Below are 25,858 nucleotides of genomic sequence, written 5' to 3' on the forward strand. Positions count from 1 at the left end.
TCACCCCTTTCGCAGCCGTGGATCGATGACGAGGTAGAGCAGATCGGTGACCTGCGAAATCACCACGAAAACCAGGGCCGCGAGCAGGACGACGCCCATCACCACCGGCATGTCCTTGGTGTTCACCGATTGCAGGGTCAGCGCGCCGATCCCGGGTCGGGCGAAGACCTTCTCGACCAGTACGGTGCCGCCGAGCAGCGTGCCGGTGAGCCAGCCCGACAGGGTCAGCAGCGGAATCGCCGCGTGCCGGAACGCGTGCCGCACACGCACCGCGATCCGGCTCAGCCCGCGCGCTCGTGCGGTGACCACGAACGGCTCGGCCAACGCCGTCTCCAGGCCCTCGCGCAACACCTGGGCCAGCACCCCCGCGATCGGCAGCGCGAGCGTCACGGCCGGCAGCACCAGGGTCTGTACACCCTCGGTGCCGGCCACCGGGAACCACTGGAGCCGGAACGAGAACACGGTGAGCAACACGATGCCCAGCCAGAACGACGGCGTGGAGACCGCGACCAACTCCCAAGCGCCCAACGCCGAACGCAGCCCGGACCGGCGCCCGGCGGTGGTGATCGCCGAGACCACGGCGATCACCACCGCCAACCCGAGCGCGGCCGAGGCCAGTTCGAGGGTCGGTTCGAACTGCTCGCCGATCAGCGCGGAGACGGGCTGCTGGAGCTGATACGACTCGCCGAGCCGCCCGTGCAACAACTCGCCCAAATAGTGCAGGTATTGCCGAAGGACGGTCTCGTCGAAGCCGTAGTCGGCGCGGATCTGCGCCCGTACGGCGGGCGACGCGGTGGTCTGCGGGCCCAGGAGCGTGGCCACCGGATCGCCCGGGAGCAACTTGAGCCCGACGAAGGCGAGCGTCGCCGCGCCGAGCAGCACGGAGGCCACGGCCACCAGCCGGGCGCCGATCGCCCGCAGCAGCCGCAACGCGCGAGGCGGGCCCGCCGGGCCCGGCTCATCGGCGGACACCGCGGCCGCGGCCGGGGCGGACGCGTCGACCGGGGTCGACGCGTCCGCCATCGTCGGTGGAGAACTCATCGCCGCGCGCTCCACACGTCGTGGAACAGCGGCCAGGCGTTCGGGTCCAGGCGCAGTCCGTTGACGTGCTTGCCGGTGGCGAAGATCGTGGTGGCCGCGTAGAGCGGGACCACCGCCGCGTGTTCGATCACCCAGCCCTGGGTCTGCGCGTACAGCCGGTCGCGGGTGGGCCGGTCCAGTGTCGCCGCCGCCGCGTCGGTCCACTGGTCGATCTGCGGATTGCTCAGCCAGGCGGCGTTTTGCCCACCGGTGCTGGGCAGGTTCGCCGAGTTGAAGTACAGCCGCAGTACGTCCGGTTCGAAGCGCGCCCAGCTCATGTCCAGCACGTCGTACTTGCCCGCGTAGGCGTTCGTGGTGAACGCGCCCAGGTCCAGGGCCGGCCGCTGCACCTCGACGCCGATCTTCTTCAGGTCCGACTGCACGGCCTGGGCCAGGATGTCGCGCTGTTCGCGCACCGCGGCGGGCGCGCTGGGCCACTGCACGCTCAAACGTTTGCCGTCGCGGGTCCGGTATCCGTCGCCGTCACGGCCCGTCCACCCGGCCTCGTCCAGCAACCGGCCCGCCAGCGCGGGGTCGTACGGCCAGGAGTTCTCCAGCGCCTTGTCGTAGCCGGGCGTGGCCGGCCCCAACGGGCCCCAGGCACGCCGATATTGGTCGAAGTAGATGGACTGGACGTTCGGCCCGATGTTGATCGCGCGCTGTACGGCTCGCCGCACCCGTTCGTCGTCGAAGGGCGCCCGAGTGGTGTTCAGGAACAGGCTGTAGACCGCGCCCGCGAAGTCGTGGCGCAGCACGCGTACGTCCGAACGTCCCTCCAGGCCCTTGACGTTGACCGGCGGGATCGACCCGGCGATGTCCACCTGGCCGCCGGCGAACGCGCCGACCCGGACCGAGTCCTCGGTCAGGAACCGGAACGTCAGCTTGTCCAGGTAGGCGGCGCCCTGGTGCTTGGCGCCGGCCGGTGCCCAGTTGTACGCGGGGTTGTTCTCCAGGGTCAGACTCTGGCCCTTGGTGTGCGCGGCGAAGCGGAACGGGCCGGTGCCCACCAGTTGTGGTCCGCCCGCGCACAGCTTGTCGCCGTTGGCGGCGAGCGTCTGCGGCGAGTAGAAGCCCAGGTAGGCGGTGCTCGCGGCCTGGAGGAAGGGGGCGAACGGCTTGGTGAAGGAGATCTTCACCGTCGCCGGGTCGAGCACCTCGGTGCCGGCGTAGGGGCCGAGCAGACTCGCCGCGTACTGCGACTTGGTGGTCTTGGCCGCGATCCGGTCGAAGTTGACCTTGACCGCGTTCGCGTCGAACGGGGTGCCGTCGGTGAACTTCACGTCGGTGCGCAGCTTGAACGTGTAGCCGGTCAGGTCCGGCGCGACCTCCCACGAAGTGGCCAACCATGGCAGGAAATTGCCCTGATCGTCCTCGGCGACCAGCGAGTCGAACACGTTGCGCTGGATGGACGCGGTGATGTCCTGGGGGCTCACGTGGATGTCGAAGCAGGTGGGCTCGGTGTTGATCGCCACCGTCACCGACCCGCCCTTGACCGGCGGTCCCGCCGCCGGCTCGGCCGCGTTCGGCCCCGTCTTCGCGGTGGAGGAACAGGCCGACAGGACGAACGCGGCGGCCAGGGCCGCACCGACGATTCTGGGTAGGCGTGGTCGGATGACGCGCATGGTCGAGTCCTGTCGAGAGTCGGGGATGTCACGAAGCGGCGCAGAGCGGGGCGAACACCGGCCCCGGCCCTGAGGAAACTAGCCGCGCCGTCGGGACGCCCAGCACCCCTAGCGGACCCCTACCGACCCTTGCGCGTGCGGACGGGGTGATCCTCGCGTCCGCATGTCGCCTTTCTTTCGCGAGACCTTCGTGTTGACGCGACGCGGGCAGATTTCTAGACTGCCGGTCAGCTATGGAGCGAAAGTCCGAATCACCGATTCCGGACTCTTCCACTTCTTTTTCGGAGACGGCCGTGCAGGGGACCCGTGGAGCGAGCGCCTGGCGCCTCGCGCTGGTGTCCCGCCTCGACGTGGACCTCGCCCGCATGTCCAGCGGGCTGTGTCGCTGAATCCTCCGTGATCCGACCGGGGTCGGATCGATCCCACCCCGACGGCCGAGGTCGCCTCGGCGCGTCGGCAGGCCCGGCGGCCCCCGCGGATCGGGCCCGATAACACGTGTTTCGGCCGTCGTGCGCCGACGAGTCGCCGAACCGGATATTCCGCGACGCCGCGGCCCCGACGTGTCCCCGGCGTGCGCAAATGTTAATCAGAGGCAATAGCTAATTCAACAAGCGGAAACACTTGGATTTCCGCCGGGGGAGTGGCACGTGTTTTTCGTGGGGCGAACCGAGGAACTCAGCCGACTGGATACCGCCCGGGCCCGCTGCGCGACCGGGGTCGGCGGCGCGACCACTGTGTGCGGGCCCGTGGCGGTCGGCAAGACCGCGCTCCTGCACGCCTTCGCCGAGCGGTCCGCCGACGACGAGGCGCTGTTCCTGCGTGCCATCGGCACCCCGATGGAGCAGGACTTTCCGCTCGGGGTGGTGCGCCAACTGCTCCAGTCGGTCCCACTCGCCGACGAGGATCCGGCCCGGATCGACCGGATCCTGGAGGACGGGGCCCATACCGCCGCCTTCGGCGGCACCGACGCCTTGGACGCCACCACGGTCCGGGCGGTACACGAACTCTCGGCGGTGGTATTGACGTTGGCCGAGTCGCGGCCGGTCGTGGTGGTCGTGGACGACATCCAGCACGCCGACCCGGTGTCGTTGCAGTTCCTGGCCCACCTGATCCGGCGGATCCGCACCGCACGGGTGCTGGTCCTGCTGGGCGAACGCGAGTACGCCGCGGCCCCCTCGGCGGCGTTCGCCGCCTTCTCCGCCGACGTCGAACGCCAGCCGCACCACGGGCGGATCCGGCTCGGCCTGCTCGGCCGCGCCTCGGTCGGCGAACTGCTCGAACCCGCCGTCGGCCCGACCGCCGCCGCCCGCCTGACCGCCGATGTGCTCGAACTCACCGGCGGAAACCCGCTGTTGATTCGAGCCTTACTGGAGGACATGGGCGCGGGACAGCGCTCCGACAGCGCCCGGCGCCCACTTCGGGCGACCGCGGCCGACGCCTACTGCCGAGCCCTGGTCGGCTGCCTGTACCGCCTGGACCCGGCCACCGTGGAGGTCGCGCGCGGCCTGGCCCTGCTGGGCGAGTCGGGCGCGAGCGAGGGCCTGGCCGAACTGGTCGGTCTCGAACCCGCCACCGCCACCCGGGCGGCCCGCACCCTCAACGACGCCGGACTGGTCGCCTGCGGACGATTTCGCGACGATCGGGCCCGTGCGGCCGTGCTGAACACGATGACCCGGCCGGAGCGCGAACGCGGACACGGCCGGGCCGCCACGCTGCGACACATCGACGGCGCGCCGTCCGAGGCGGTGGCCAAACATCTCGCGGGGGCCGGGGAGTTCCGCGCGCCGTGGGCGGTGCGCACGCTGCGCGAGGCGGCCGAGGCGGTGGTCGCCGAGGGTGATCTGCGCCTCGCCGTCGACTACCTCAAGCTGGCCGAACGCATCGCCCCGGACGAGTGCACCCGGGTGTCGATCAAGGCGTTCCTGATCGGACTGGAGTGGCTGGTCAACCCGGCCGCCGCCGCGCGACACGTGCCGTGGCTGGCCGCCGCGGTGCGCGACGGGCGGCTCAGCGGCCGGGATGCCCTGGCCTGCGTGCGCTACCTCGCCTGGTACGGCCGGCTCGACGAGGCCAGGACCGTGATCGAGGCGGGTCGCCAATCGTGCGCGCCCGGCGAGTCGGCCGACTGGGTCACCGCCGCCGAGACCCGGGCCGCCCGATTCTGGCTCAAGTACTGGTACCCGGCCGTCGACGCGGACCTGCCCGAATACGGCACCGAGGTGTCCCCGCTGCCCGCGACGATCGGCCGGATCGAGGGATTGGACCTGCTCACCGACGTCCTGGCCGGCCGGCTCGACGCCGACCGGGTCTGCGACCGGGCCGAGCGCATCCTGCGCGGCGCGCGCCTGGAGGACGCCACGGTGGAATCGCTCACCTCCGCGCTGACCGCGCTGGTGTACGCCGACCGGGCCGCCGAGGCCCAGGAGTGGTGCGTCGCGCTGATCGACCGGGCGGCCGGTCGGCGCAGTCCGATCGCCCACGCGCTGTTCTCGGCGGTGCTCGGCGAGATCACCGTGCGCCAGGGCGACCTGCTCGGCGCCGAGGAGAGCGCCGCGACCGCGCTGACCCGGATCGCCCCCGAGGGTTGGGGAGTGGCGGTAGGGGTTCCGCTGGCCGCCCGGATCGTCGCCGCGGTCGCGCGCGGTGACCGGGAGCAGGCCGCCCGGCTGCTCGAACTCCCGGTCCCCGGCGCGATGTTCCACACCCCGGCCGGGCTGCACTACCTGCACGCCTGCGGGCGGTACAACCTGGCCACCGGCCGCGCCGACGCGGCGCTGCACGACTTCCTGTCCTGCGGCGAGCTGATGACGGCGTGGCGGATCGACCTGCCCGGCCTGGTGCCCTGGCGGGTCGAGGCGGCCCGGGCCCACGTGCACCTCGGCGACCACGACGCGGCCCGCGAGTTGTTGGCCGAACAGTTCGACCGGCTCGCGGACGAACCGTCGCGCACCCGGGGGCTCGCGCTCGGCGTGCAGGCGTCCGTGGTCGAACTGCGGCGGCGCCCCGCGCTGTTGTGGGAGGCGATCCGTGAACTCCAGGCCTGCGGCGACCGCTTCGAGTTGTCCCTGGTGTTCGCCCAACTCGGCAACGCCTACCGCGAACTGGGCGACTTCGGCCGGGCCCGACGGGCGGCCCGACGCGCCCGACACCTGTCCGAGGTGTGCCGGGCCGAGCTGCCGCACACCTTGTCGCGTACCGACCGGCTGGCCGCCGTACCCGACCGGGACGGCGCGATATCGCGCCTGCGCGGCACGACACCCGAGCCGGCGCCGATCCACGAACCCGCGACGAACCGCGAGGCGGACCGGATCGCCGAACGGCCCGGGCGACCCGAACACCGCGAAACGGCGCGCATCACCCTGCCGGCCGCGTCCCCGAGTGCTCCGGGCGCCTCCCCGGGCGTCGACGAGCAGCCCGGCGCGGGCCTGAGCGACGCCGAACGCCGTGTCGCGGCGCTGGCCGCCCAGGGCCAGACCAACCGGGAGATCTCCCGCCGGCTGTTCATCACGGTCAGCACCGTCGAACAACACCTGACCCGGGTGTACCGCAAGCTCGGGGTGGCCCGCCGACTGGACCTGCCGCCCTGGCTGGAAGAGGAGATCGCGGGCTGAATCGACCCCGATCGGAGAGCACGACCGAGGGCCGCCGCGCATACGGCGCGGCGGCCCTCGGCATGCCCCGACAGGGGTCGTTGCGGACCCCTTCCGCTATGGGGTCGGTAGGGGATCGACAGGGGTATTCGGGCGGGGCGCGCCGGACGAATCCTGAGGTCGTTCGGCGCACTCGTCGCCGTTCGGGATCGGACCGTTCGGCATGGGGGGCGACACTCCGCGATGATGACGACCAGTGAGAACACCGCCGGCGACCGCGATCGGCACGGTGCCGCGATCGCCGTCATCGGAACCGCCTGCCGGCTGCCGGGCGCCGCCGACCCCGCCGCGTTCTGGCGGCTCCTCGCGGACGGTGTGGACGCCGTCGGCGAGGCGGGCATCGAGCGCCGGCGCGGCGCGGACCTGCGGCCCGGGGGCTACCTCGACCGGGTGGACACCTTCGACGCGGCGTTCTTCGGCATCTCGCCACGCGAGGCCGACGCGATGGACCCGCACCAGCGGCTGGCCCTCGAACTCGGGTGGGAGGCCGCCGAAGACGCCGGCCTCCTGCCCGGATCCCTCGCGGGCACCCGGGCCGGAGTGTTCGTCGGCGCGATCGCCGGCGACTGGTCCACCGTGGTGCACCGGTACGGAACCGACGCGATCACCCGGCACACCTTCACGGGCGTCGCCCGCGCGCTGATCGCCAATCGCCTGTCCTGGGCCCTGGACCTGCACGGCCCGAGCCTGACCGTCGACACCGCGCAGTCCTCCTCGCTGGTCGCGGTACACCTGGCCTGCGAGAGCCTGCGCAGCGGCGAGTCCACCGTCGCGTTCGCCGGCGGCGTGCACCTGAACCTGGCGGCGGAGAGCACCGTCGCCGCGGAACGTTTCGGCGCGTTGTCCCCGGACCACCGCTCGTTCACCTTCGACGCCCGCGCCAACGGCTTCGTGCGTGGCGAGGGCGGCGCGGTCCTGCTGCTCAAACCGCTGGATCGGGCGCTGGCCGACGGCGACCCGATCCACGCGGTGATCCACGGCAGCGCGGTCACCAGCGACGGCGACACCGACGGCCTCACGGTGCCGGACGTCGGCGCCCAGACCGCCGTGCTGCGCCGCGCCGCGACCGCCGCCGGGGTGGCGCCCGACCGGATCCAGTACGTCGAACTGCACGGCACCGGCACCCGCGTCGGCGACCCGATCGAGGCCGCCGCGCTCGGCACCGCCTACGGCGCGGGCCGCACCGGCGCGGACCGGCTCGCGGTGGGCTCGGTGAAGACCAACATCGGTCACCTGGAGGGCGCTTCCGGCATCGTCGGACTGCTCAAGACCGTGCTCGGGATCCGCCGGCGCACGCTGCCCGCGAGCCTGCACCACACCACCGCGAACCCGGCGATCGACCAGGCCGCGAACGGACTGCGGGTGCAGACCGAAGCGGGACCGTGGCCGCACCCGGACCGGCCGCTGCTCGCGGGGGTCAGCTCGTTCGGGATGGGCGGTACGAACTGCCATGTGGTGGTGGGCGAGGCGCCCGCGGTGGTGGCCCCGGAGTCCGCGCCCGACGGCCCCCGTGCGCTCGTCGCCTCCGTCCTGCCGTGGCCGCTGTCCGCCCGCGACCCGCGCGCGTTGCCCGGCCAGGCCGGCCGGCTCGCGACGGTGGACGCCGCGCCCGAGGACGTCGCACTCACCCTCGCGGCCCACCGCACCGCATTCACCCACCGGGCCGTGCTCCTGGGCGAGGACGCGGCCGAACTCCGCGAAGCCGCCGCCGCGTCGGCCGCCGGTCTGCCCAGCGCCGGCGCGGTCACCGGCGTCGCCCACCCGCACACCTCCACCGTGTTCGTCTTCCCCGGCCAGGGCTCCCAGTGGATCGGCATGGCCCGGCAACTCCGCGCCGATTCAACGGTGTTCGCCGCTCACCTGGACGCCTGCGCGGACGCGCTCGCGCCGCACGTCGACTGGTCGCCGCACGATGTTCTGCGGGACGTTCCCGGTGCGCCCGGGCTCGACCGCGTGGACGTCGTACAGCCCGCGCTGTTCGCCGTGATGGTCTCGCTGGCCCGCGTGTGGGAGGCGTTCGGCGTGCGCCCGGACGCGGTGATCGGCCACTCGCAGGGGGAGATCGCCGCCGCGCACATCGCCGGTGCGCTCACCCTGGCCGACGCCGCGCGTCTGGTGGCCCGGCGCAGCCGGCTCCTGGCCGGCCTCGCACCCGGTGGTGGCATGGCCTCCATACCGCTCCCGGCCGACGAGGTGCGCGCCGCACCGGCCGTACAGGCAGGTCGGATCGCGATCGCGGCGATCAACGGCCCCTCGTCCACCGTGGTCTCCGGCGACCGCGACGCGCTGGACACGCTGCTCGCCGACTACACCGAGGCCGGCGTCGACGTCCGGTCCATCCCGGTCGACTACGCCTCGCACTCGGCCCACGTGGAGCCGCTGCGCGTCGACCTGGCCCACGAACTCGACGCACTTGCACCGGTATCGAGCGACATCACGTTCTACTCCACGGTCACCGGCGGCCCGCTGGACACCGCCGGGCTCGACGCCGACTACTGGTACCGCAACCTGCGCGGCACCGTGCGCTTCGAGGATGCGGTGCGCGCCGCGCTCGCCGACGGCCGGCGCGGCTTCGTCGAGGCGAGCCCGCATCCCGTGCTGACCATGGGACTTCGGCAGATCCTCGACGGAGCCGGCACCGAGGATGCCGCAGCCGCGCTGACGGTGGGCACGCTGCGGCGCGACGACGGTGGGGCACGCCGACTGTTGACCTCGCTGGCCCAGGCGTACGTCCACGGCGCTCCCGTGGACTGGACCGCCGCGCTGCCGGCCGACGCCCGACGGACCGAACTGCCCACGTACGCCTTCCTGCCGACACCGCACTGGATCGCGGAACCGACGGCGGCGCCTCAGGACACGCCGGGGGGCGGGGCAGCCGGATCGGCGCGGGTCGACGGCGTCGGCGCCGGTAACACCCCAAGCCACAACGTCGGTTCGCACGGCGGCGACGGCCCCGGTCACGCCGCCCCCGACCCCCTCGTCCTCGTCCGCGCCACCGCCGCCGTCGTGCTCGGCCACGCCGGTCCCGGTGCGGTCGACCCCGATCGCACCTTCAAGGACCTCGGCTTCGACTCGGTCGGCGCGCTGGAATTCCGCGACCGGCTGGCCGCCGCGAGCGGGACCGTGCTGTCCGCCTCGCTGACGTTCGACCACCCGACCCCCCGGGCCGTCGCCGGCCATCTCGCGCACCGCACGGCCGGCACCGTGCCCGCGGATGCCGGCGGGCCCGGGGCCGGCCCGGCGCCGGCCGCGCCCGAGGACGATCCGATCGTCATCGTCGCGGCCGGCGGCCGGTGGCCCGGCGGCGCGGACACCCCCGAGGCGCTGTGGGACCTGCTCGCGACCGGCACCGACACCATCGGCCCGTTCCCGACCAACCGGGGCTGGGACCTCGACGCGCTCCACGACCCCGACCCCGAGCACGGCCGGCCCGGCACGACCTACGTACGCGCGGGCGGATTCCTCACCGCCGCCGACACCTTCGACGCGGGCTTCTTCGGGATCAGCCCGCGCGAGGCCGCCGCGATGGATCCGCAGCAGCGGCTGCTCCTGGAGACCGCGTGGGAGGTGGTCGAGCGGGCGGGCATCGCCCCGAGCACGCTGCGCGGCACCCGGGCGGGCGTCTTCGTCGGCACCATGCCGCAGGAGTACGGGCCGCGCCTGCACGAGGCATCCGAGGACCACGCCGGACACCTGCTCACCGGCGCGCTGACCAGCGTCGCGTCCGGGCGGCTCGCGTACACCCTCGGCCTGGAGGGCCCGGCGCTCACGATCGACACCGCGTGCTCGTCGTCCCTGGTCGCGCTGCACCTGGCGGCGCGTTCGTTGCGCGCGGGCGAGTGCACACTCGCGCTGGCCGGCGGCGTCACCGTGATGTCCACGCCCGGCATGTTCACCGAGTTCAGCAGGCAGCGCGGGCTCGCCCCCGACGGCCGCTGCAAGCCGTTCGCCGCCGCCGCCGACGGGACCGCGTGGGCCGAGGGCGCGGCCCTGGTCCTGCTCGAGCGCCGCTCCGACGCGCGCCGCAACGGGCATCCCGTACTCGCGGTGCTTCGGGGCAGCGCGATCAACCAGGACGGCGCGTCCAACGGGCTGACCGCGCCCAACGGGCCCGCGCAGCAGCGGGTGATCCGCGCCGCGCTGCACGACGCCGGGCTGAGCGCGGCAGAGGTCGACGCGGTCGAGGCGCACGGGACCGGCACCACCCTCGGCGACCCGATCGAGGCCGGGGCGCTGCTGGCCACGTACGGCGCGGACCGGCCGGCCGATCGACCGCTCCTCGTCGGCTCGGTCAAGTCCAACCTCGGACACACCCAGGCCGCCGCCGGCGTGACCGGCGTGATCGCGCTGATCGAGGCCATGCGGCACGGCGAACTGCCACGCACGCTGCACCTGGACGCGCCATCGCCGCACGTGGACTGGGCCCGAGGCGGGGTGCGCCTGCTTGCCGAGTCCACCCCCTGGCCCGACACCGACCGGCCGCGCCGCGCCGCGGTGTCCTCGTTCGGGATCAGCGGCACCAACGCGCACGTGATCCTGGAACAGGCCCCGATCGAGGCGCCGCCGACCCCGGCGGTCCGGGACGACGCCGGGCCGTGGACGTTGTCCGCCGCGAGCCAGGACGCGCTGCCGGCCCAGGCCGCCCGGCTGCGGACACACCTGGCCGAGCGTCCCGACCTCGCGCTCGGCGACCTGGCCCTGGCCCTGGCCGGCACCCGGGACACCCTCGCGCACCGCGCGGTGATCACCGGCAACGGCCGGGACGACCTGCTGCGCGGGCTCGACGCGCTCGTCGACGGCCTCGACGCGGCCAACCTGATCGAGGGCGCCGCCCGCCCGAGCGCGCCGCTCGCCGTGCTGTTCAGCGGCCAGGGCAGCCAGCGCGTCGGCATGGGCCGCGAACTGTACGCATCCGAACCGGTGTTCGCCCGCTCTCTGGACGAGACGCTGAAACACCTGGACGCGGCCCTCGAACGCCCGCTGCGCGACCTGCTGTTCGCCGAACCGGGCAGCGCCGAGGCCGCGTTGCTCGGCGAAACCGCGTACACCCAGCCCGCGTTGTTCGCGATCGAGACCGCGCTGTACCACCTCGCCGAGGCGTACGGAGTGCGCGCCGACCACCTGATCGGCCATTCGATCGGCGAACTCACCGCGGCCCACATCGCCGGCGTGCTCGACCTCCCGGACGCCGCCGCCCTGGTCGTCGCCCGAGGCCGTCTGATGGGCCAACTGCCCGCCACCGGTGCGATGATCGCGCTCCAGGGCACCGAGGACGAGATCGCCGCACTGATCGCCGAACACCCCACCGAGGTCGGAATCGCGGCGGTGAACGGCCCCGACTCGGTGGTGATCTCGGGTACGGCCGACCTCGTCGAAGCGCTCGCCGACCGGTGGCGGGCCGCCGGCCGCAAGAGCAAACGACTCCGGGTGAGCCACGCGTTCCACTCCCCGCACATGGACGCCGTGCTGGACGAGTTCCGCGCGGTGGCGGCGGGCATACGCTTCGGCGCGCCGCGCATCCCGATCGTGTCCAACCTGACCGGGGACCTCGCCGACGCGGCCGAACTCGCCGATCCGAACTATTGGGTCCGGCACATCCGCGAGGCGGTGCGCTTCCGCGACGGCATCCGCCGACTCGCCGATCTCGGCACCACCACCTTCCTCGAACTCGGCCCCGACGCCGTGCTGACCGCGCTCGCCCTGGCAAACCTGGACGACCCGTCGGCGGTCGTGGTCGCCGCGCTGCGTGCCGACCGCCCCGAACCGGCGACCTTCACCCACGCGCTGGCCCGGCTGCACGTCACCGGCACGCCCGTCGACTGGACCGCGACACCCCGCGACGGGCGCGAGGCCGGCCGGGTCGACCTGCCCACCTACGCGTTCCAACGTCGCCGGTACTGGCTGGACACGTCCCGGGCGAGCACCGACCCCACCGCCGCCGGTCTCGACCCCAGCGAACACCCGTTCCTGGGCGCGGATCTGACCCGCGCGGACGGCTCCGGCCGGGTCTGGACCGGCACCCTGTCCACCAGGGACCGACCCTGGCTCGCCGACCACGCGGTCCAGGACACGGTCCTGCTGCCCGGCACCGCCTTCGTCGACCTCGCGCTGTACGCCGCCGAACGGACCGGCGCGGGCGGCATCGGCGAACTCGTGCTGGCCGCACCGCTGGTGCTGCCCGACGCGGAGCCGGTCCGGATCGAACTCGCCGTCGGCGCCGAACAGCCGGACGGCACCCGGGCGCTGACCGTACACTCGCGGGCCGCCGATACCGAGACCTGGACCCGACACGCCACCGGCCGACTGGACCCGGCCCGGGACACGACCCCCGCACCGAACGACACCGCGTGGCCGCCGCCCGGGGCGAGCCCGATCGACGTCGACGACGTCTACGACCGCCTGGCCGCCCTGGGCTACCACTACGGCCCGGCCTTCCAGGGCCTGATCGCCGCCTGGCAGGCCGGCGACGACCTGCTCGCCGAGGTGGAACTGCCCGAACAGGTCGCGGAGATCGGCCACCGAGTCCACCCCGCGCTGCTCGATGCCGCGCTGCACGCCGTGGTGGCACTGCTGCCCGGCGCCGACCCGGCCGCGCCCACCCGGCTGCCGTTCGCCTGGGCCGGCGCCACCGCGCACATCGACGGCGCCCGCGAACTGCGGGTCCGGATCAGTCCGATCGGCCCGGACACGATCGCCCTGACCGCCACCGACGACCAAGGCACGCCCGTCGTGACGATCGACCGGCTGACGCTGCGCGCGATCCCGGCGGACCGGCTCGCGACCCGACCGGGCTCCGACCCGGGATCGGGCCCGGACTCGGCCGCGGACTCCTGGTACCGGGTCGACTGGGTGCCCGTGCCCCCGGGCGAGTCGGCGGCGGAGCAAGGCGGTTGGGACATCCTCGGCGAGCCCACCGACCCGCTCGGTCTCACCGCGCTCGCCGAAGCCGACGACCGGTCCGTCGTGTTCCACCCCGACCTCGACGCGCTGCGGGCCGCCTTGGCGGCCGGCGCGTCCCGACCGGCGCGCGTGCTGGTCCCGTTCGCCCGGCCGGTCCCGGAACTGGGCACCGTCGTGGCCACACACGCGGTCACCGAGCGGGCCGTAACGCTTCTCGGCGCATGGTTGGCCGACCCCGAACTCGGCGACATCCCACCGGTTCTGATCACCCGCGAGGCGATCGCCACCCACCCCGGCGAGGACGTGCGCGACCCGACCACCGCCGGTCTGTGGGGTCTGGTCCGGGCCGCCGCCGGCGAACACCCGTGCCGGTTGCGGGTGCTCGACCTGGACACCCATCCCGACTCGCTCGCCGCGCTGCCCGCCGCACTGGCCGGCCCCGAACCGCAACTCGCCCTGCGAGGCGGCGACATCCTCGCGCCGCGCCTGGCCAGGGTGCGCCCGGACGACGCGCTCGAACCACCGCGCGCCGACGAACCGTGGCGGCTCGACGTCACCGAACCGGGCACGATCGACAACGTTGCGATGTTGCCGGCCCCCGAGGCCGCCACGCCGTTGGCGCCCGGCCAGGTCCGGATCGCGCTGCGCGCCGCCGGGCTGAACTTCCGCGACGTACTGATCGCCCTCGGCGTCTATCCCGGCAGCGCCCGGATCGGCGCGGAGGGCGCCGGCCGCGTCCTCGAAGTCGCCCCGGACGTCACGGAACTCGCCGTCGGCGACCGGGTGATGGGCCTGCTGCCCGGTGTGCTCGGGTCCCGGGCCGTGGTCGACCACCGCCTGCTCACCCCGATTCCGACCGGATGGACGTACGCCCAGGCCGCCACCGTCCCCGTGGCGTTCCTGACCGCCTACCACGGCCTGGTCGAACTGGCCGGACTGCGCGCCGGGGAATCGGTCCTGGTACACGCCGCCACCGGCGGGGTCGGGACCGCCGCCGTACAACTCGCCCGCCACCTGGGCGCCGACGTCCACGGCACCGCGAGCCCGGCCAAGTGGCCCACGCTGCGCGCCCAGGGCCTGCCCGACGAGCGCATCGCCTCCTCCCGCACCCTCGACTTCGAGGACCGCTTCCGCGACACCACCGCCGGCCGGGGTGTCGACATCGTGCTCAACGCGCTCGCCCGCGAGTTCACCGACGCGTCCCTGCGACTGCTGGCCCCCGGCGGCCGGTTCGTCGAACTGGGTAAGACCGACCCGCGCGACCCGGCCCAGGTGCGTGCCGCACACCCGGGGGTCGACTACCGGGCCTTCGACCTGCTGACCCTGGACCCCGCGCACATCGCCCGCATGTTGCGAGCCCTGGACCCGCTGTTCGCGACCGGCGCGCTCACCCCGCTCCCGGTCACCGCGTGGGACGCCCGACACGCGATACCGGCGCTGCGCCGGCTGAGCCAGGCCCGCCACACCGGCAAACTCGTCCTCACCATCGCGCCCACCCCCACCCCCTTCGACCCCGCCGGCACGGTCCTGATCACCGGCGGTACCGGCACCCTCGGTGCCCTCGCCGCCCGCCGCCTGGTCGCCGAACACGGCGCCCGACACCTGCTCCTGGTCGCCCGGCACGGGCCGGCCGCCCCCGGGGCGGCGGAACTGCGCGCCGAACTGGCCGCCGCCGGTGCCACGGTCGAGATCGCCGCATGCGACGTGGCCGACCCGACCGCCCTCGCCGAGCTGCTGGCCGGCATCCCGACCGCACACCCGCTGACCGCGATCGTGCACACCGCCGGTGTGGTCGCCGACGGCGCGCTCACCGGCACCGACCCCGATCGCCTGCACGCCGTACTGCGGCCCAAGGTCGACGCCGCCTGGCACCTACACACGCTCACCGCCGACCTGGACCTGTCCGCCTTCGTGCTCTACTCCTCCGCCGTCGGCGTACTCGGCAACCCCGGGCAGAGCGCCTACGCCGCGGCCAACACCTTCCTCGATGCCCTCGCCCACCACCGGCACAGCCGCGGTCTGGCCGCCACCTCGATCGGCTGGGGCCACTGGGCCGAGGCCGGCGGCCTGGCCGCACACCTGACCGACGTGGACCGGCGCCGGCTCGCGGGCAGCGGCCTGGCCCCGATGCGCACCGACACCGCCCTCGACCTGCTCGACCGCGCCCTGGACACCCCGCTGCCCGCACCGATCGCGGCCCGGATCGACACCGGCACACTGCGCCCGGACGCGGCCGGCGGCGTACTCGCCGGCCTGACCCGCGCGGCCGGCCCGGCCCGGGTGCCCGCCCAACGCGGCGCCGGCCGGGGCAATCGCAAACCCGCCGTCGGCCTGCGTGATCGTCTCGCGGGTCGCCCGGTCGACGAACAGCGCCGCGAACTCCTGCTGTTCGTGCGTCAGACCGCCGCGGCCGTGCTCGGGCACGACGGGCCCGCCTCGATCGCACCCGAACGCGGTTTCCTGGAAGCCGAGTTCGACTCGCTCGGCGCGATCGAGCTGCGCAACCGGATCAACGCCGGCACCGGTCTGGACCTGCCCTCCACGCTGGCCTTCGACCACCCCACCCCGATCGCGCTGGCCGAGCACCTGCGCGACCTGCTCGCCCCGGCCCCGGCCGTCCCGGACGGCGGCCGACTGCTCGCCGAACTCGACCGCTGGCAACTGTCGTTGACCGACCTGCTGGACGCCGGACCCGGCCCCGACGAGGGCTTTCGCACCGATGCGGTCGCCCGGCTGTACGAGCTGCTCGGCCGGCTCGGCGTCGACGCCCCGGAGGATCCGACCTCGGCGGTGATCGCCCGACTCGGCGCGGGCACCGACGACGAACTCTTCGACTTCATCGACAACGAACTCGGCATCTCCTGAGCCGCCGCAGCGCGCTCACCCAGGCAGGAGCAGGCCCGAGCACGCCCGAGCGCGGGCCCGCGTGGATCCACGCGGGCCGGCCCGGCACCCCGACGCGTACCACATCACGGCGAAGCCGCCGCACGGAAAAAGGCTGATACCCCATGGCGAACGAAGAGAAGCTGCGTGACTACCTGACCCGGGTGACCGCCGACCTGCACCAGGCCCGGCGCCGGTTGCGGGAGAACGAGGAGGCCCGCAACGAGCCGATCGCCGTGGTCGGCATCGGCTGCCGGTTGCCCGGGGGCGTGCACTCGGCGGCGGACCTGTGGCGGCTGGTGGCCGAGGGCCGGGACGCGATCGGCGGCTTTCCCACCGACCGGGGCTGGGACCTGGACGGCCTCTACGACGCGGACCCGGACGCGGTCGGCAAGACGTACACCCGACAGGGCGGTTTCCTGCACGACGCCGCCGAGTTCGACGCCGCCTTCTTCGGCGTCTCGCCGCGCGAGGCACTGGCCGCCGACCCGCAGCAGCGACTGCTCCTGGAGACCGCCTGGGAGGCGCTGGAGGATGCCGGGATCGACCCGGCGGCGGTCCGCGGCTCGGCCACCGGCGTCTTCGCCGGCGTGATCGCGCAGGAGTACACGCCACGCCTGTACAAGTCCACGCCCGACCGGGTCGACGGCTACGTGTTGACCGGCAGCACCACCAGCGTCGCGTCGGGCCGGATCTCGTACACCTTCGGCTTCGAGGGTCCGGCGGTGACGGTGGACACCGCGTGCTCGTCGTCCCTGGTCGCGCTGCACCTGGCGGCACAGTCGTTGCGCTCGGGCGAGTGCGACCTCGCCCTCGCGGGCGGGGCCACGGTGATGGCCTCGCCCGGGATGTTCGTCGAGTTCGCCCGCCAGCGCGGACTGTCCGCCGACGGCCGCTGCAAGGCGTTCGCCGGCGCCGCCGACGGCACCGGTTGGGCGGAGGGCGTCGGCCTGCTCGTCCTGGAACGGCTCTCGGACGCCCGCCAGGCCGGCCACCGGGTGCTCGCGGTCCTGCGGGGCAGCGCGGTCAACCAGGACGGCACCAGCAGCCAACTCACCGCCCCCAACGGCCCGTCGCAGCAGCGGGTGATCCGCCGGGCACTCGCCAACGCCGGTCTGACCCCGGCCGACGTGGACGCGGTCGAGGCACACGGCACCGGCACCCGGCTAGGCGACCCGATCGAGGCCCAGGCCCTGCTGGCCACCTACGGCCGGGACCGCACGCCGGAACAGCCGCTGTGGCTGGGCTCGTTGAAATCCAACATCGGCCACGCCCAGGCCGCAGCAGGGGTGGCCGGGGTGATCAAGATGATCCAGGCGCTGCGCCACGGCGTGCTGCCCGAAACGTTGCACGTGGACGAGCCGACCTCGCATGTGGACTGGTCGTCGGGCGGAGTGCGGTTGTTGACCGAGTCCCGGCCGTGGCCGGAGGTGGATCGGCCTCGGCGCGCGGCGGTGTCGGCGTTCGGGGTGAGCGGGACCAACGCGCACGTGATCCTGGAACTGCCGGACGAGGACCGGGAGGTCGCCGAGTCGCCGACGACCGTGTCGGCGCCGTCGATTCCGTGGGTGCTCTCCGCCAAGTCGGTACCGGCGCTGCGCGCGCAGGCGACTCGACTGACCGACGTGCCCGGCGCGGCCGAGGTCGGCTTCGCACTCGTCTCTTCCCGTGCGGTCTTCGGCGAACGTGCCGTCGTCCTGGGCGCGGACCGTACGGAACTGGTCGCCGGCCTGAACGTGTTGGCCCGGGGCGAGCAGACCCCGACCGTGGTCACCGGCTCCGCCGGCGCACCCGGCCGCACCGTCTTCGTCTTCCCAGGCCAGGGCTCGCAGTGGACCGGCATGGCCGCCGACCTGTACGCCCAGGCGCCGGTGTTCGCGGCCCGCTTCGACGAGTGCGCCAAGGCCGTCGAACCGCATCTGGACTGGTCGTTGGTCGACGTACTGACCGGGGTCGAGGGCGCGCCGTCGTTGGATCGGGTGGACGTCGTCCAGCCGGTGTTGTGGGCGGTGTTGGTGTCGCTGGCCGCGGTCTGGCGGGCGTACGGGGTCGTCCCGGACGCGCTCGTCGGGCACTCGCAGGGCGAGATCGCGGCGGCGGTGGTGGCCGGCGGGTTGTCCCTGGAGGACGGCGCCACGGTCGTCGCCCTGCGCAGCCGGGCGATCCTGGCCCTGTCCGGGCGGGGCGGGATGGCGTCGGTGGCGCTGCCCGAGCCGACGGTGCGGGAGCGGATCGCCGCGTGGGACGGGCGGATTTCGATCGCGGCGGTGAATGGGCCCGGGCAGGTGGTGGTGTCCGGCGAACCCGATGCGTTGGCCGAGTTGGTGGCGGCCGTGACCGACGAGGGTGGTCGGGCGCGGTTGATTCCGGTGGATTACGCGTCGCATTCGGCGCAGGTGGAGGAGATCCGGGCGCGGATCGTCGCGGATCTGGCCGGGATCGCGCCGGTGTCCGGGACGATCCCGGTGTGGTCGACGGTGACCGGCGACTGGCTGGACACCGCCGAGATGGACGGCGCCTACTGGGCGACCAACCTGCGCGAGACCGTGCGCTTCGCAGAGGCGGTACGCGGGCTGGCCGAGACCGACCACGGTGTGTTCGTCGAGGTGAGCCCGCATCCCGTGCTGACCACCGCGATCCAGGACACCCTGGAGGCGGCCGGCGCGGTCGACCCGGTCGTGGTCGGCACGCTGCGCCGGGAGCAGGGCGATCTGCTTCGGCTGCACACCTCGCTGGCGGAGGCGTTCGTGCGCGGGGTGCCGGTGGCCTGGGAGGCCGCGTTCGCGTTTGCCGAGGGCACCCTGCCGCGGGTCTCGCTGCCCACCTACGCCTTCCAGCGCGAGCGGTTCTGGCTGGACACAGGCGAGCACACCGAACCGGTCGAGGCCGCGGCGGACGCGGCCTTCTGGGAACTCGTCGAGGGTGGCGACCCGGCGGGGTTGTCGGCCGCCCTGGGGGACGTGGACGGGGATCTGGCCGAGCCGTTGGGCGCGGTACTGCCGGCCCTGTCGACCTGGTGGGAGCGTCGGCGGTCCGGCGCGGTGACCCAGTCCTGGCGACACCGGATCGTATGGCGTCCGGTAGCCGATCCGGGGCGGTCGCGGCCGGATGGGATCTGGCTGCTCGCGGTGCCGGACGACCCGGAAGCCGCGCCGTGGGCCACATGGTTCGGCGATGCGCTCGCGGCGGCCGGCGCCCGGGTGGTGCCGCTGGCGGTGGCCCGGGAGGACGCCGATCGTGGAGCGCTGCGGGACCGCCTGACGGACGCGGTCGCGGCGGCGGGCGGACCCGTCGCCGGCATCGTGTCGCTGCTTGCCCTGGCCGAGGGCCCGGTGCCCGGCTTCGCCGCGGTGCCGTGGGGTGCGGCGGCCACCCTGGCGCTGGTCCAGGGCCTGGGGGACGCGGGTGTGGTCGCCCCGGTGTGGGCCGTGACCGGCGGTGCGGTGTCGATCGGCGCCGAGGACCCGGTGCGGGTGCCCGAACAGGCCCAGGTATGGGGCTTCGGCGGGATCGCCGCGGCCGAACTGCCCGAGCTGTGGGGCGGCTTGATCGACGTCCCGGAGCGGATCCCGACCGCGGCGGCGGCCGAGCGACTGGTCGCCGTGCTCTCCGGGGCCACGGGCGAGACGGAGATCGCGGTGCGCGACGCGGCGATCTGGGCGCGCAGGCTGGTCCGGGCCGCGCCGGACGCCGGCCCGGACCCGACGCCCTGGCAGCCCACCGGGACCGTGCTCGTCACCGGCGGCACCGGCGCGCTGGGCGGGCATGCGGCCCGCTGGGTGGCCGAACGCGGCGCGCCGCACGTGTTGTTGGTGAGCAGGTCCGGGGCCAACGCCCCGGGAGCGGCGGCGCTCGCGGCCGAGGTGGGCGCGTTCGGTGCCCGGGTCTCGTTCGCCGCGTGCGACGTCGGCGACCGTGCGGCGCTGGCCGACGTACTCGCCGCCATCCCGGCCGACCTGCCGCTGACCGCCGTCGTGCACACCGCCGCGGTGCTCGACGACGCGGTGATCGCCGATCTGACCCTCGATCAACTCGACCGCGTGTTGCGGGTCAAGGTGGACGGCGCCCGACACCTGGACGAACTCACCCGTGATCTCGACCTGTCCGCGTTTGTACTGTTCTCCTCGCTCGCGGGCATCTGCGGCGTGCCGGGACAGGGCAACTACGCGCCGGGCAACGCCTATCTGGACGCGCTGGCGGCCCGCCGCCGGGCCGCCGGACTGCCCGCGACGGCCATCTCGTGGGGTCACTGGGCCGGTGGCGGCATCGCCGCACCCGAGGTGGAGGAACGGCTCGGGCGCCAGGGATTGCGGATGCTCGATCCCGGACTCGCCATCCGGGTGCTGGGCCGGGTTCTCGACGCCGGCGACAGCCACCTGACGGTCTGCGACATCGACTGGGACGTGCTGTTCCGCGACCGCCGCGCCCCTCTGGTCACCGAACTGCTCGACGGGACCGGCGGCGCCACCACCGGTGCCCGCCCGGCCGCGCTCGACGCCCCCTCCGCCGACGGCTTCGCCGCCCGACTCGCCGCGCTCGCCGCGGCCGACCGCCCGCGCTTCCTCGTGGAGGCGGTGCGGGCCCAGGCAGCCGTCGTCCAGGGGCACGCGAGCCCCGCCGCGGTGGACGCCGCGAAGCCCTTCCGGGATCAGGGATTCGACTCGCTGACCTCGGTGGAACTGCGCAATCGACTGTCCGTCGAGACGGGTCTGAAGTTGCCCGCGACGCTGGTCTTCGACTACCCGACCCCGAACGCGCTCGCCGAGTTCCTGCGCGGCGAACTGCTGGGTGAGGTCGAGGCGGCGGACGTGGTCGAGACGGCCTCCGGGGTGGACACCACCGACGATCCCGTGGTGATCGTCGGGATGGCCTGCCGGTTGCCCGGCGGGGTGGCCTCGCCCGCCGATCTGTGGCGCCTGGTGACGGCCGGGACGGACGCGGTGGGCGGGCTGCCCACCGACCGCGGCTGGGACGTCGAGGGGCTCTACGACCCCGATCCGGACCGGGTCGGCACGTCGTACACCCGCAACGGTGCCTTCCTGCCGGAGGCGACCGAGTTCGACGGCGCCTTCTTCGGCATCTCGCCGCGCGAGGCGCTGGCGATGGACCCGCAGCAGCGGCTGCTCCTGGAGACCTCGTGGGAGGCGCTGGAGCGGGCCGGGATCGACCCGGACACGCTGCGCGGCAGTCGGACCGGGGTGTTCGCCGGGTTGGCCGGCCAGGACTACCTGCGCGACCTGACCGCGACCCCGGAGGGCCTGGAGGGCTACCTGGGCACCGGCAACGCGGGCAGCGTCGCCTCGGGCCGCATCTCGTACACGCTCGGCTTCGAGGGTCCGGCGGTGACGGTGGACACCGCGTGCTCGTCGTCGCTGGTCGCGCTGCACCTGGCGGCCCAGTCGCTGCGCTCGGGCGAGAGCGATCTGGCGCTGGCCGGCGGGGTCGCGGTGATGGCCTCGCCGAACATGCTCGTCGAATTCTCCCGGCAGCGCGCCCTGTCCGTCGACGGCAGGTGCAAGGCGTTCGCCGGAGCGGCCGACGGCACGGGCTGGGCCGAGGGTGTCGGGCTCGTGGTGTTGCAGCGCTTGTCGGACGCGCGGCGCGAGGGTCGCCGGGTGCTCGCCGTGCTGCGTGGTTCGGCGGTGAACCAGGACGGCGCGTCGAACGGGTTGACGGCGCCGAACGGTCCGTCGCAGCAGCGGGTGATCCGCGCGGCGCTGGCCAACGCCGGGTTGTCCGCCGGTGAGGTGGACGTGGTGGAGGCGCACGGGACCGGGACGACGCTGGGTGATCCGATCGAGGCACAGGCGTTGTTGGCTACTTACGGCCGGGGTCGGGACACGGACCGGCCGTTGTGGCTGGGCTCGTTGAAGTCCAACATCGGCCACGCCCAGGCCGCCGCCGGGGTGGCCGGTGTGATCAAGATGGTGGAGGCCCTGCGGCACGGCGTGTTGCCGAAGACGCTGCACGTGGACGAGCCGACGCCGCACGTGGACTGGTCCTCGGGTGGGGTGCGACTGCTGACCGAGGCTCGTGCCTGGCCCGAGGTGGATCGGCCCCGGCGGGCGGCGGTGTCCGCCTTCGGGGTGAGCGGGACCAACGCGCACGTGATCCTCGAACCGGCCCCGCCGGAGCGCGAACCGGCCGACGAACGACCCTCCCTCGACGATGTGTTTCCGTGGGTGTTGTCGGCCCGGACACCGGACGCGCTGCGCGCGCAGGCCGCCCGGGCGCGGGGCGTACTCGACGAGAACCCCGTGGATGTGGCGTTCTCGCTGGTCGCCTCGCGGGCGTTGTTCGCGGAGCGCGCGGTACTGGTCGGCGCGGTGGATCGGGCGGCGAGCCTGGAGGCACTGGCACGCGGTGATCGCCCGGCGGGCGTGGTGAGCGGGACGGCCGGGCCGGTCGGCAAGACCGTGTTCGTCTTCCCGGGGCAGGGCTCGCAGTGGGCCGGTATGGCGGCGGAACTCTACGGCGAGTCACCCGTGTTCGCGGCGCGGTTCGAGGAGTGCGCGACCGCACTCGCCGAGTTCGTCGACTGGTCGCCGGTGGAGGTGTTGACCGGGGTCGAGGGTGCGCCGTCGTTGGATCGGGTGGATGTGGTCCAGCCGGTGCTGTGGGCGGTGTTGGTGTCGCTGGCCGCGGTCTGGCGGGCGTACGGGGTCGTCCCGGACGCGCTCGTGGGGCACTCCCAGGGGGAGATCGCGGCGGCGGTGGTGGCCGGCGGGTTGTCGCTGCGCGACGGTGCGCGGGTGGTGGCGCTGCGGAGTCGGGCGATCGTGGCGCTGTCCGGTCGGGGCGGGATGGCCTCGGTGGCGGAGCCGCTCGTGGCGGTGCGCGAGCGCATCGCGGCCTGGGACGGACGGATCGCGGTCGCGGCGGTGAACGGCCCCGGGCAGGTGGTGGTTTCCGGCGACCCCGACGCGTTGGCCGAGTTGGTGTCGGCGGTGACCGCGGCGGACGGCCGGGCCCGGCTGATACCGGTGGACTACGCGTCGCATTCGGTGCAGGTGGAGGAGATACGCGCCCGGATCGTCGACGATCTGGCCGGGATAGCGCCGGTTTCCGGGACGATTCCGGTCTGGTCGACGGTCACCGGGGAGTGGCTGGACACCGCGGAGATGGACGGCGCGTACTGGGCGACCAACCTGCGCGAGACCGTGCGCTTCGAGGAGGCGATTCGGGGTCTGGCCGGCACCGGGCACGGGGTGTTCGTCGAGGCGAGTCCACACCCCGTGCTGACCGCCGCGATCGAGGCCACGCTCGACGAGGTCGGTGTGGAACACCCCGTCGTGGTCGGCACGTTGCGGCGCGACCAGGGTGGCGCGGAGCGCCTGTACACCTCGCTTGCCGAGGCGTTCGTGCGCGGGGTCGCGGTGGATTGGACGGCCGGCTTCGCCGGGGTGGGGGCGCGGCTCGTCGAGCTGCCCACCTACCCGTTCGAGCGCAGGCGGTATTGGATTCGGGACACCGAACAGGGGGCCTCGACGACCGGTTCCGGGTCGGCCTCGACGGCGTCGATCGACGCCGCGTTCTGGGACCTGGTGGAGCGTGGCGACGGGGCCGAACTGGCCGCGGCCCTCGGGGCGGACGCCTCGGCGGAGTCGTTGGGCGAGGTATTGCCCGCGTTGTCGTCGTGGTGGGACCGGCGGCGCTCGGACGCCACGATCGACGCGTGGCGGCACCGCATCGTCTGGCGCCCGGTCGGCGGCACCGCGTCCGGCAGGCTCGCCGGTACCTGGCTGCTTCTGGTCCCGGAGGGGGAGGCCGCGACGGCGTGGGCGGACTTCCTGACGGCGGTCCTGACGGCCGCGGGCGCCCGGGTGGAGCCGATCCCGGTGGCGCGTGGGGCGGGTGAACGGGCCGCGCTGCGGGACCTGGTGACGGGACCGCGCGGGCCGATCGCCGGCGTGCTCTCGTTGTTGGCGCTGGCCGATGGCACGGCGCCCGGGTTCGACGCGGTGCCGTGGGGTTCGGCGGCCACTGTGGCGCTGGTGCAGGCGCTGGACGACGCCGGGGTGTCGGCGCCGCTGTGGGTGGCGACCGACGGTGCGGTGTCCGTCGAGGCGGGGGATCCGGTACGGGTGCCCGAGCAGGCGCAGGTGTGGGGCTTCGGCGGGGTCGTCGCGGCGGAGAGTCCCGGGTCGTGGGGCGGCCTGATCGACCTGCCGGGCGAGTACCCGACCGGGGATGCCACGGCACCGGTGTGGACCCGACTGACGGCCGTGCTGGCCGGGGCGGCGGACGAGAAGGAGGTGGCGGTACGGGCGAGCGGGCTTCGGGGCCGCCGACTCGTGCGTGCGCCGCTCGGCGCGACACGGCCGGCCGCGACCTGGCGGCCGTCCGGCACGGTGTTGATCACCGGGGGCACCGGCGCGCTCGGCGGACACGTGGCCCGCTGGGTGGCCGAACGCGGCGCGGAGCATGTGCTGTTGGTCAGCCGCAGCGGCGCGGACGCACCCGGCGCGGCGCGGCTCGCGCAGGAGATCTCCGCGCTCGGCGCCGAGGTCTCGTTCGCCGCGTGCGACGTGGCCGATCGAGCCGCGCTGTCGGCCGTACTGGACCGGGTCCCGGAAGCGTTCCCGCTGACCGCGGTGCTGCACGCGGCGGCGATCCTGGACGACGCGGTGATCGGGGACCTGACTCCAAAGCAGCAGCAGCGGGTGTCGCGGGTCAAGGTGGACGGCGCCCGGCACCTGGACGAACTCACCCGTGATCTCGACCTGTCGGCATTCGTGCTGTTCTCCTCGGTGGCCGGCATCTGCGGGGTGGCCGGGCAGGGCAACTACGCGCCGGGCAACGCCTATCTGGACGCGTTGGCGGCCCGCCGCCGGCAGGCCGGGAAGGTCGCCACCTCGGTGTCGTGGGGACACTGGGCCGGGGGCGGGATCGCCGCGCCGGAGATCGAGGAACGACTGGGCCGACAGGGCCTGACCATGCTCGACCCGGCCCGCGCGGTGCAAGCGCTCGGACACGTCCTCGACGCCGACGAGAGCCACCTGACGGTCTGCGACATCGACTGGGACGCGCTGTTCCGGGATCGGGCGCACCCGCTGGTCGCCGAGCTGCTTCGGGCGCCGGCCGCCGGATCGGCCACGACGCACGGTGCCGCCGGTGCCGACACGCCCGCGAGCAGGCTGACCGCGCTGCTCGCCGAACTCCCCGAGGAGCAGCGCCGCCCGCATCTGGTCGACCTGGTCCGGACCCAGGCGGCGATCGTGCACGGGCACGCCTCGGCCGCCTCGGTCGAGGCCAAAAAGCCGTTCCGGGACCAGGGATTCGATTCACTGACCGCTGTCGAACTGCGCAATCGGCTGACCGCCGAGACCGGTCTGAAGTTGCCCGCGACGCTGGTCTTCGACCACCCGACCCCGAATGCGCTCGCCGAGTTCCTGCGCGGCGAACTCGTGCCGCGGACCGTCGCGGACGCCGAGACCGTGCGGGTCGAGATCGACCGTCTGGAGGCGCTGCTCGCGCACGCGGCCGGCGACCCGGCCGAACACGCGGCCTCGGCCGCGCGGTTGACCACGATCGCCGCCCGCTGGGCCGCCGCCGCGGTGCCCGGCACCGGGCCCGACGGCCCGGAAGTCGGCGCGATCGACGAGGAGATCGACGCGGCCACCGACGCCGAACTCATCGAATTCATCGGCAAGCAGTTCGGCATCTCCTGATCCGCCGGCATTCCCCGACCCGCCGGTAGCTCCCGACCGGCCGGTCCACGCG

General features: G+C 74.0%; 5 protein-coding genes. 3 read left to right on the forward strand and 2 right to left on the reverse strand.

The annotated features are described in order from the left end of the window. Both ACFXKZ_RS06625 and ACFXKZ_RS06630 read right to left on the reverse strand, forming a co-directional pair. Positions 1 to 1,041: an ABC transporter permease gene (locus tag ACFXKZ_RS06625; RefSeq protein ID WP_379997063.1), complete on the reverse strand. Its 1,041-nt coding sequence runs from the start codon at positions 1,039 to 1,041 to the stop codon at positions 1 to 3. Next, on the reverse strand, positions 1,038 to 2,702 hold the full coding sequence (locus tag ACFXKZ_RS06630; protein WP_379997065.1) for an ABC transporter substrate-binding protein: 1,665 nt from the start codon (positions 2,700 to 2,702) through the stop codon (positions 1,038 to 1,040). Before ACFXKZ_RS06630 ends, ACFXKZ_RS06625 begins: the two co-directional genes overlap by 4 nt. A gap of 647 nt (positions 2,703 to 3,349) precedes the next feature. Here ACFXKZ_RS06630 and ACFXKZ_RS06635 point away from each other — a divergent pair. The 3 genes from ACFXKZ_RS06635 to ACFXKZ_RS06645 all read left to right on the forward strand — a co-directional run bounded on the left by ACFXKZ_RS06635 (position 3,350) and on the right by ACFXKZ_RS06645 (position 25,806). Next, complete coding sequence (locus ACFXKZ_RS06635) at positions 3,350 to 6,313, forward strand: AAA family ATPase (protein WP_379997067.1); 2,964 nt, start codon at positions 3,350 to 3,352, stop codon at positions 6,311 to 6,313. A gap of 225 nt (positions 6,314 to 6,538) precedes the next feature. Further along, a complete protein-coding gene (locus ACFXKZ_RS06640) occupies positions 6,539 to 16,117 on the forward strand; it encodes an SDR family NAD(P)-dependent oxidoreductase (RefSeq protein WP_379997069.1) in 9,579 nt (3,192 codons plus the stop codon). A 143-nt stretch (positions 16,118 to 16,260) separates the two neighbouring features. After that, positions 16,261 to 25,806 carry a type I polyketide synthase gene (locus ACFXKZ_RS06645; RefSeq protein ID WP_379997071.1) on the forward strand — a complete coding sequence of 3,182 codons (9,546 nt, stop codon included), beginning with the start codon at positions 16,261 to 16,263 and terminating at the stop codon, positions 25,804 to 25,806. Positions 25,807 to 25,858 lie beyond the last annotated feature (52 nt).

Source organism: Embleya sp. NPDC059237, assembly GCF_042754105.1.
Classification (GTDB): Bacteria; Actinomycetota; Actinomycetes; order Streptomycetales; family Streptomycetaceae; genus Embleya.

What these genes read in the sequence shown, in the direction of transcription:
- ACFXKZ_RS06630 (WP_379997065.1), bottom strand. Translation starts at nt 2,702, where the DNA reads ATGCGCGTCATCCGACCACGCCTACCCAGAATCGTCGGTGCGGCCCTG.
- ACFXKZ_RS06625 (WP_379997063.1), bottom strand. Translation starts at nt 1,041, where the DNA reads ATGAGTTCTCCACCGACGATGGCGGACGCGTCGACCCCGGTCGACGCG.
- ACFXKZ_RS06645 (WP_379997071.1), top strand. Translation starts at nt 16,261, where the DNA reads ATGGCGAACGAAGAGAAGCTGCGTGACTACCTGACCCGGGTGACCGCC.
- ACFXKZ_RS06640 (WP_379997069.1), top strand. Translation starts at nt 6,539, where the DNA reads ATGACGACCAGTGAGAACACCGCCGGCGACCGCGATCGGCACGGTGCC.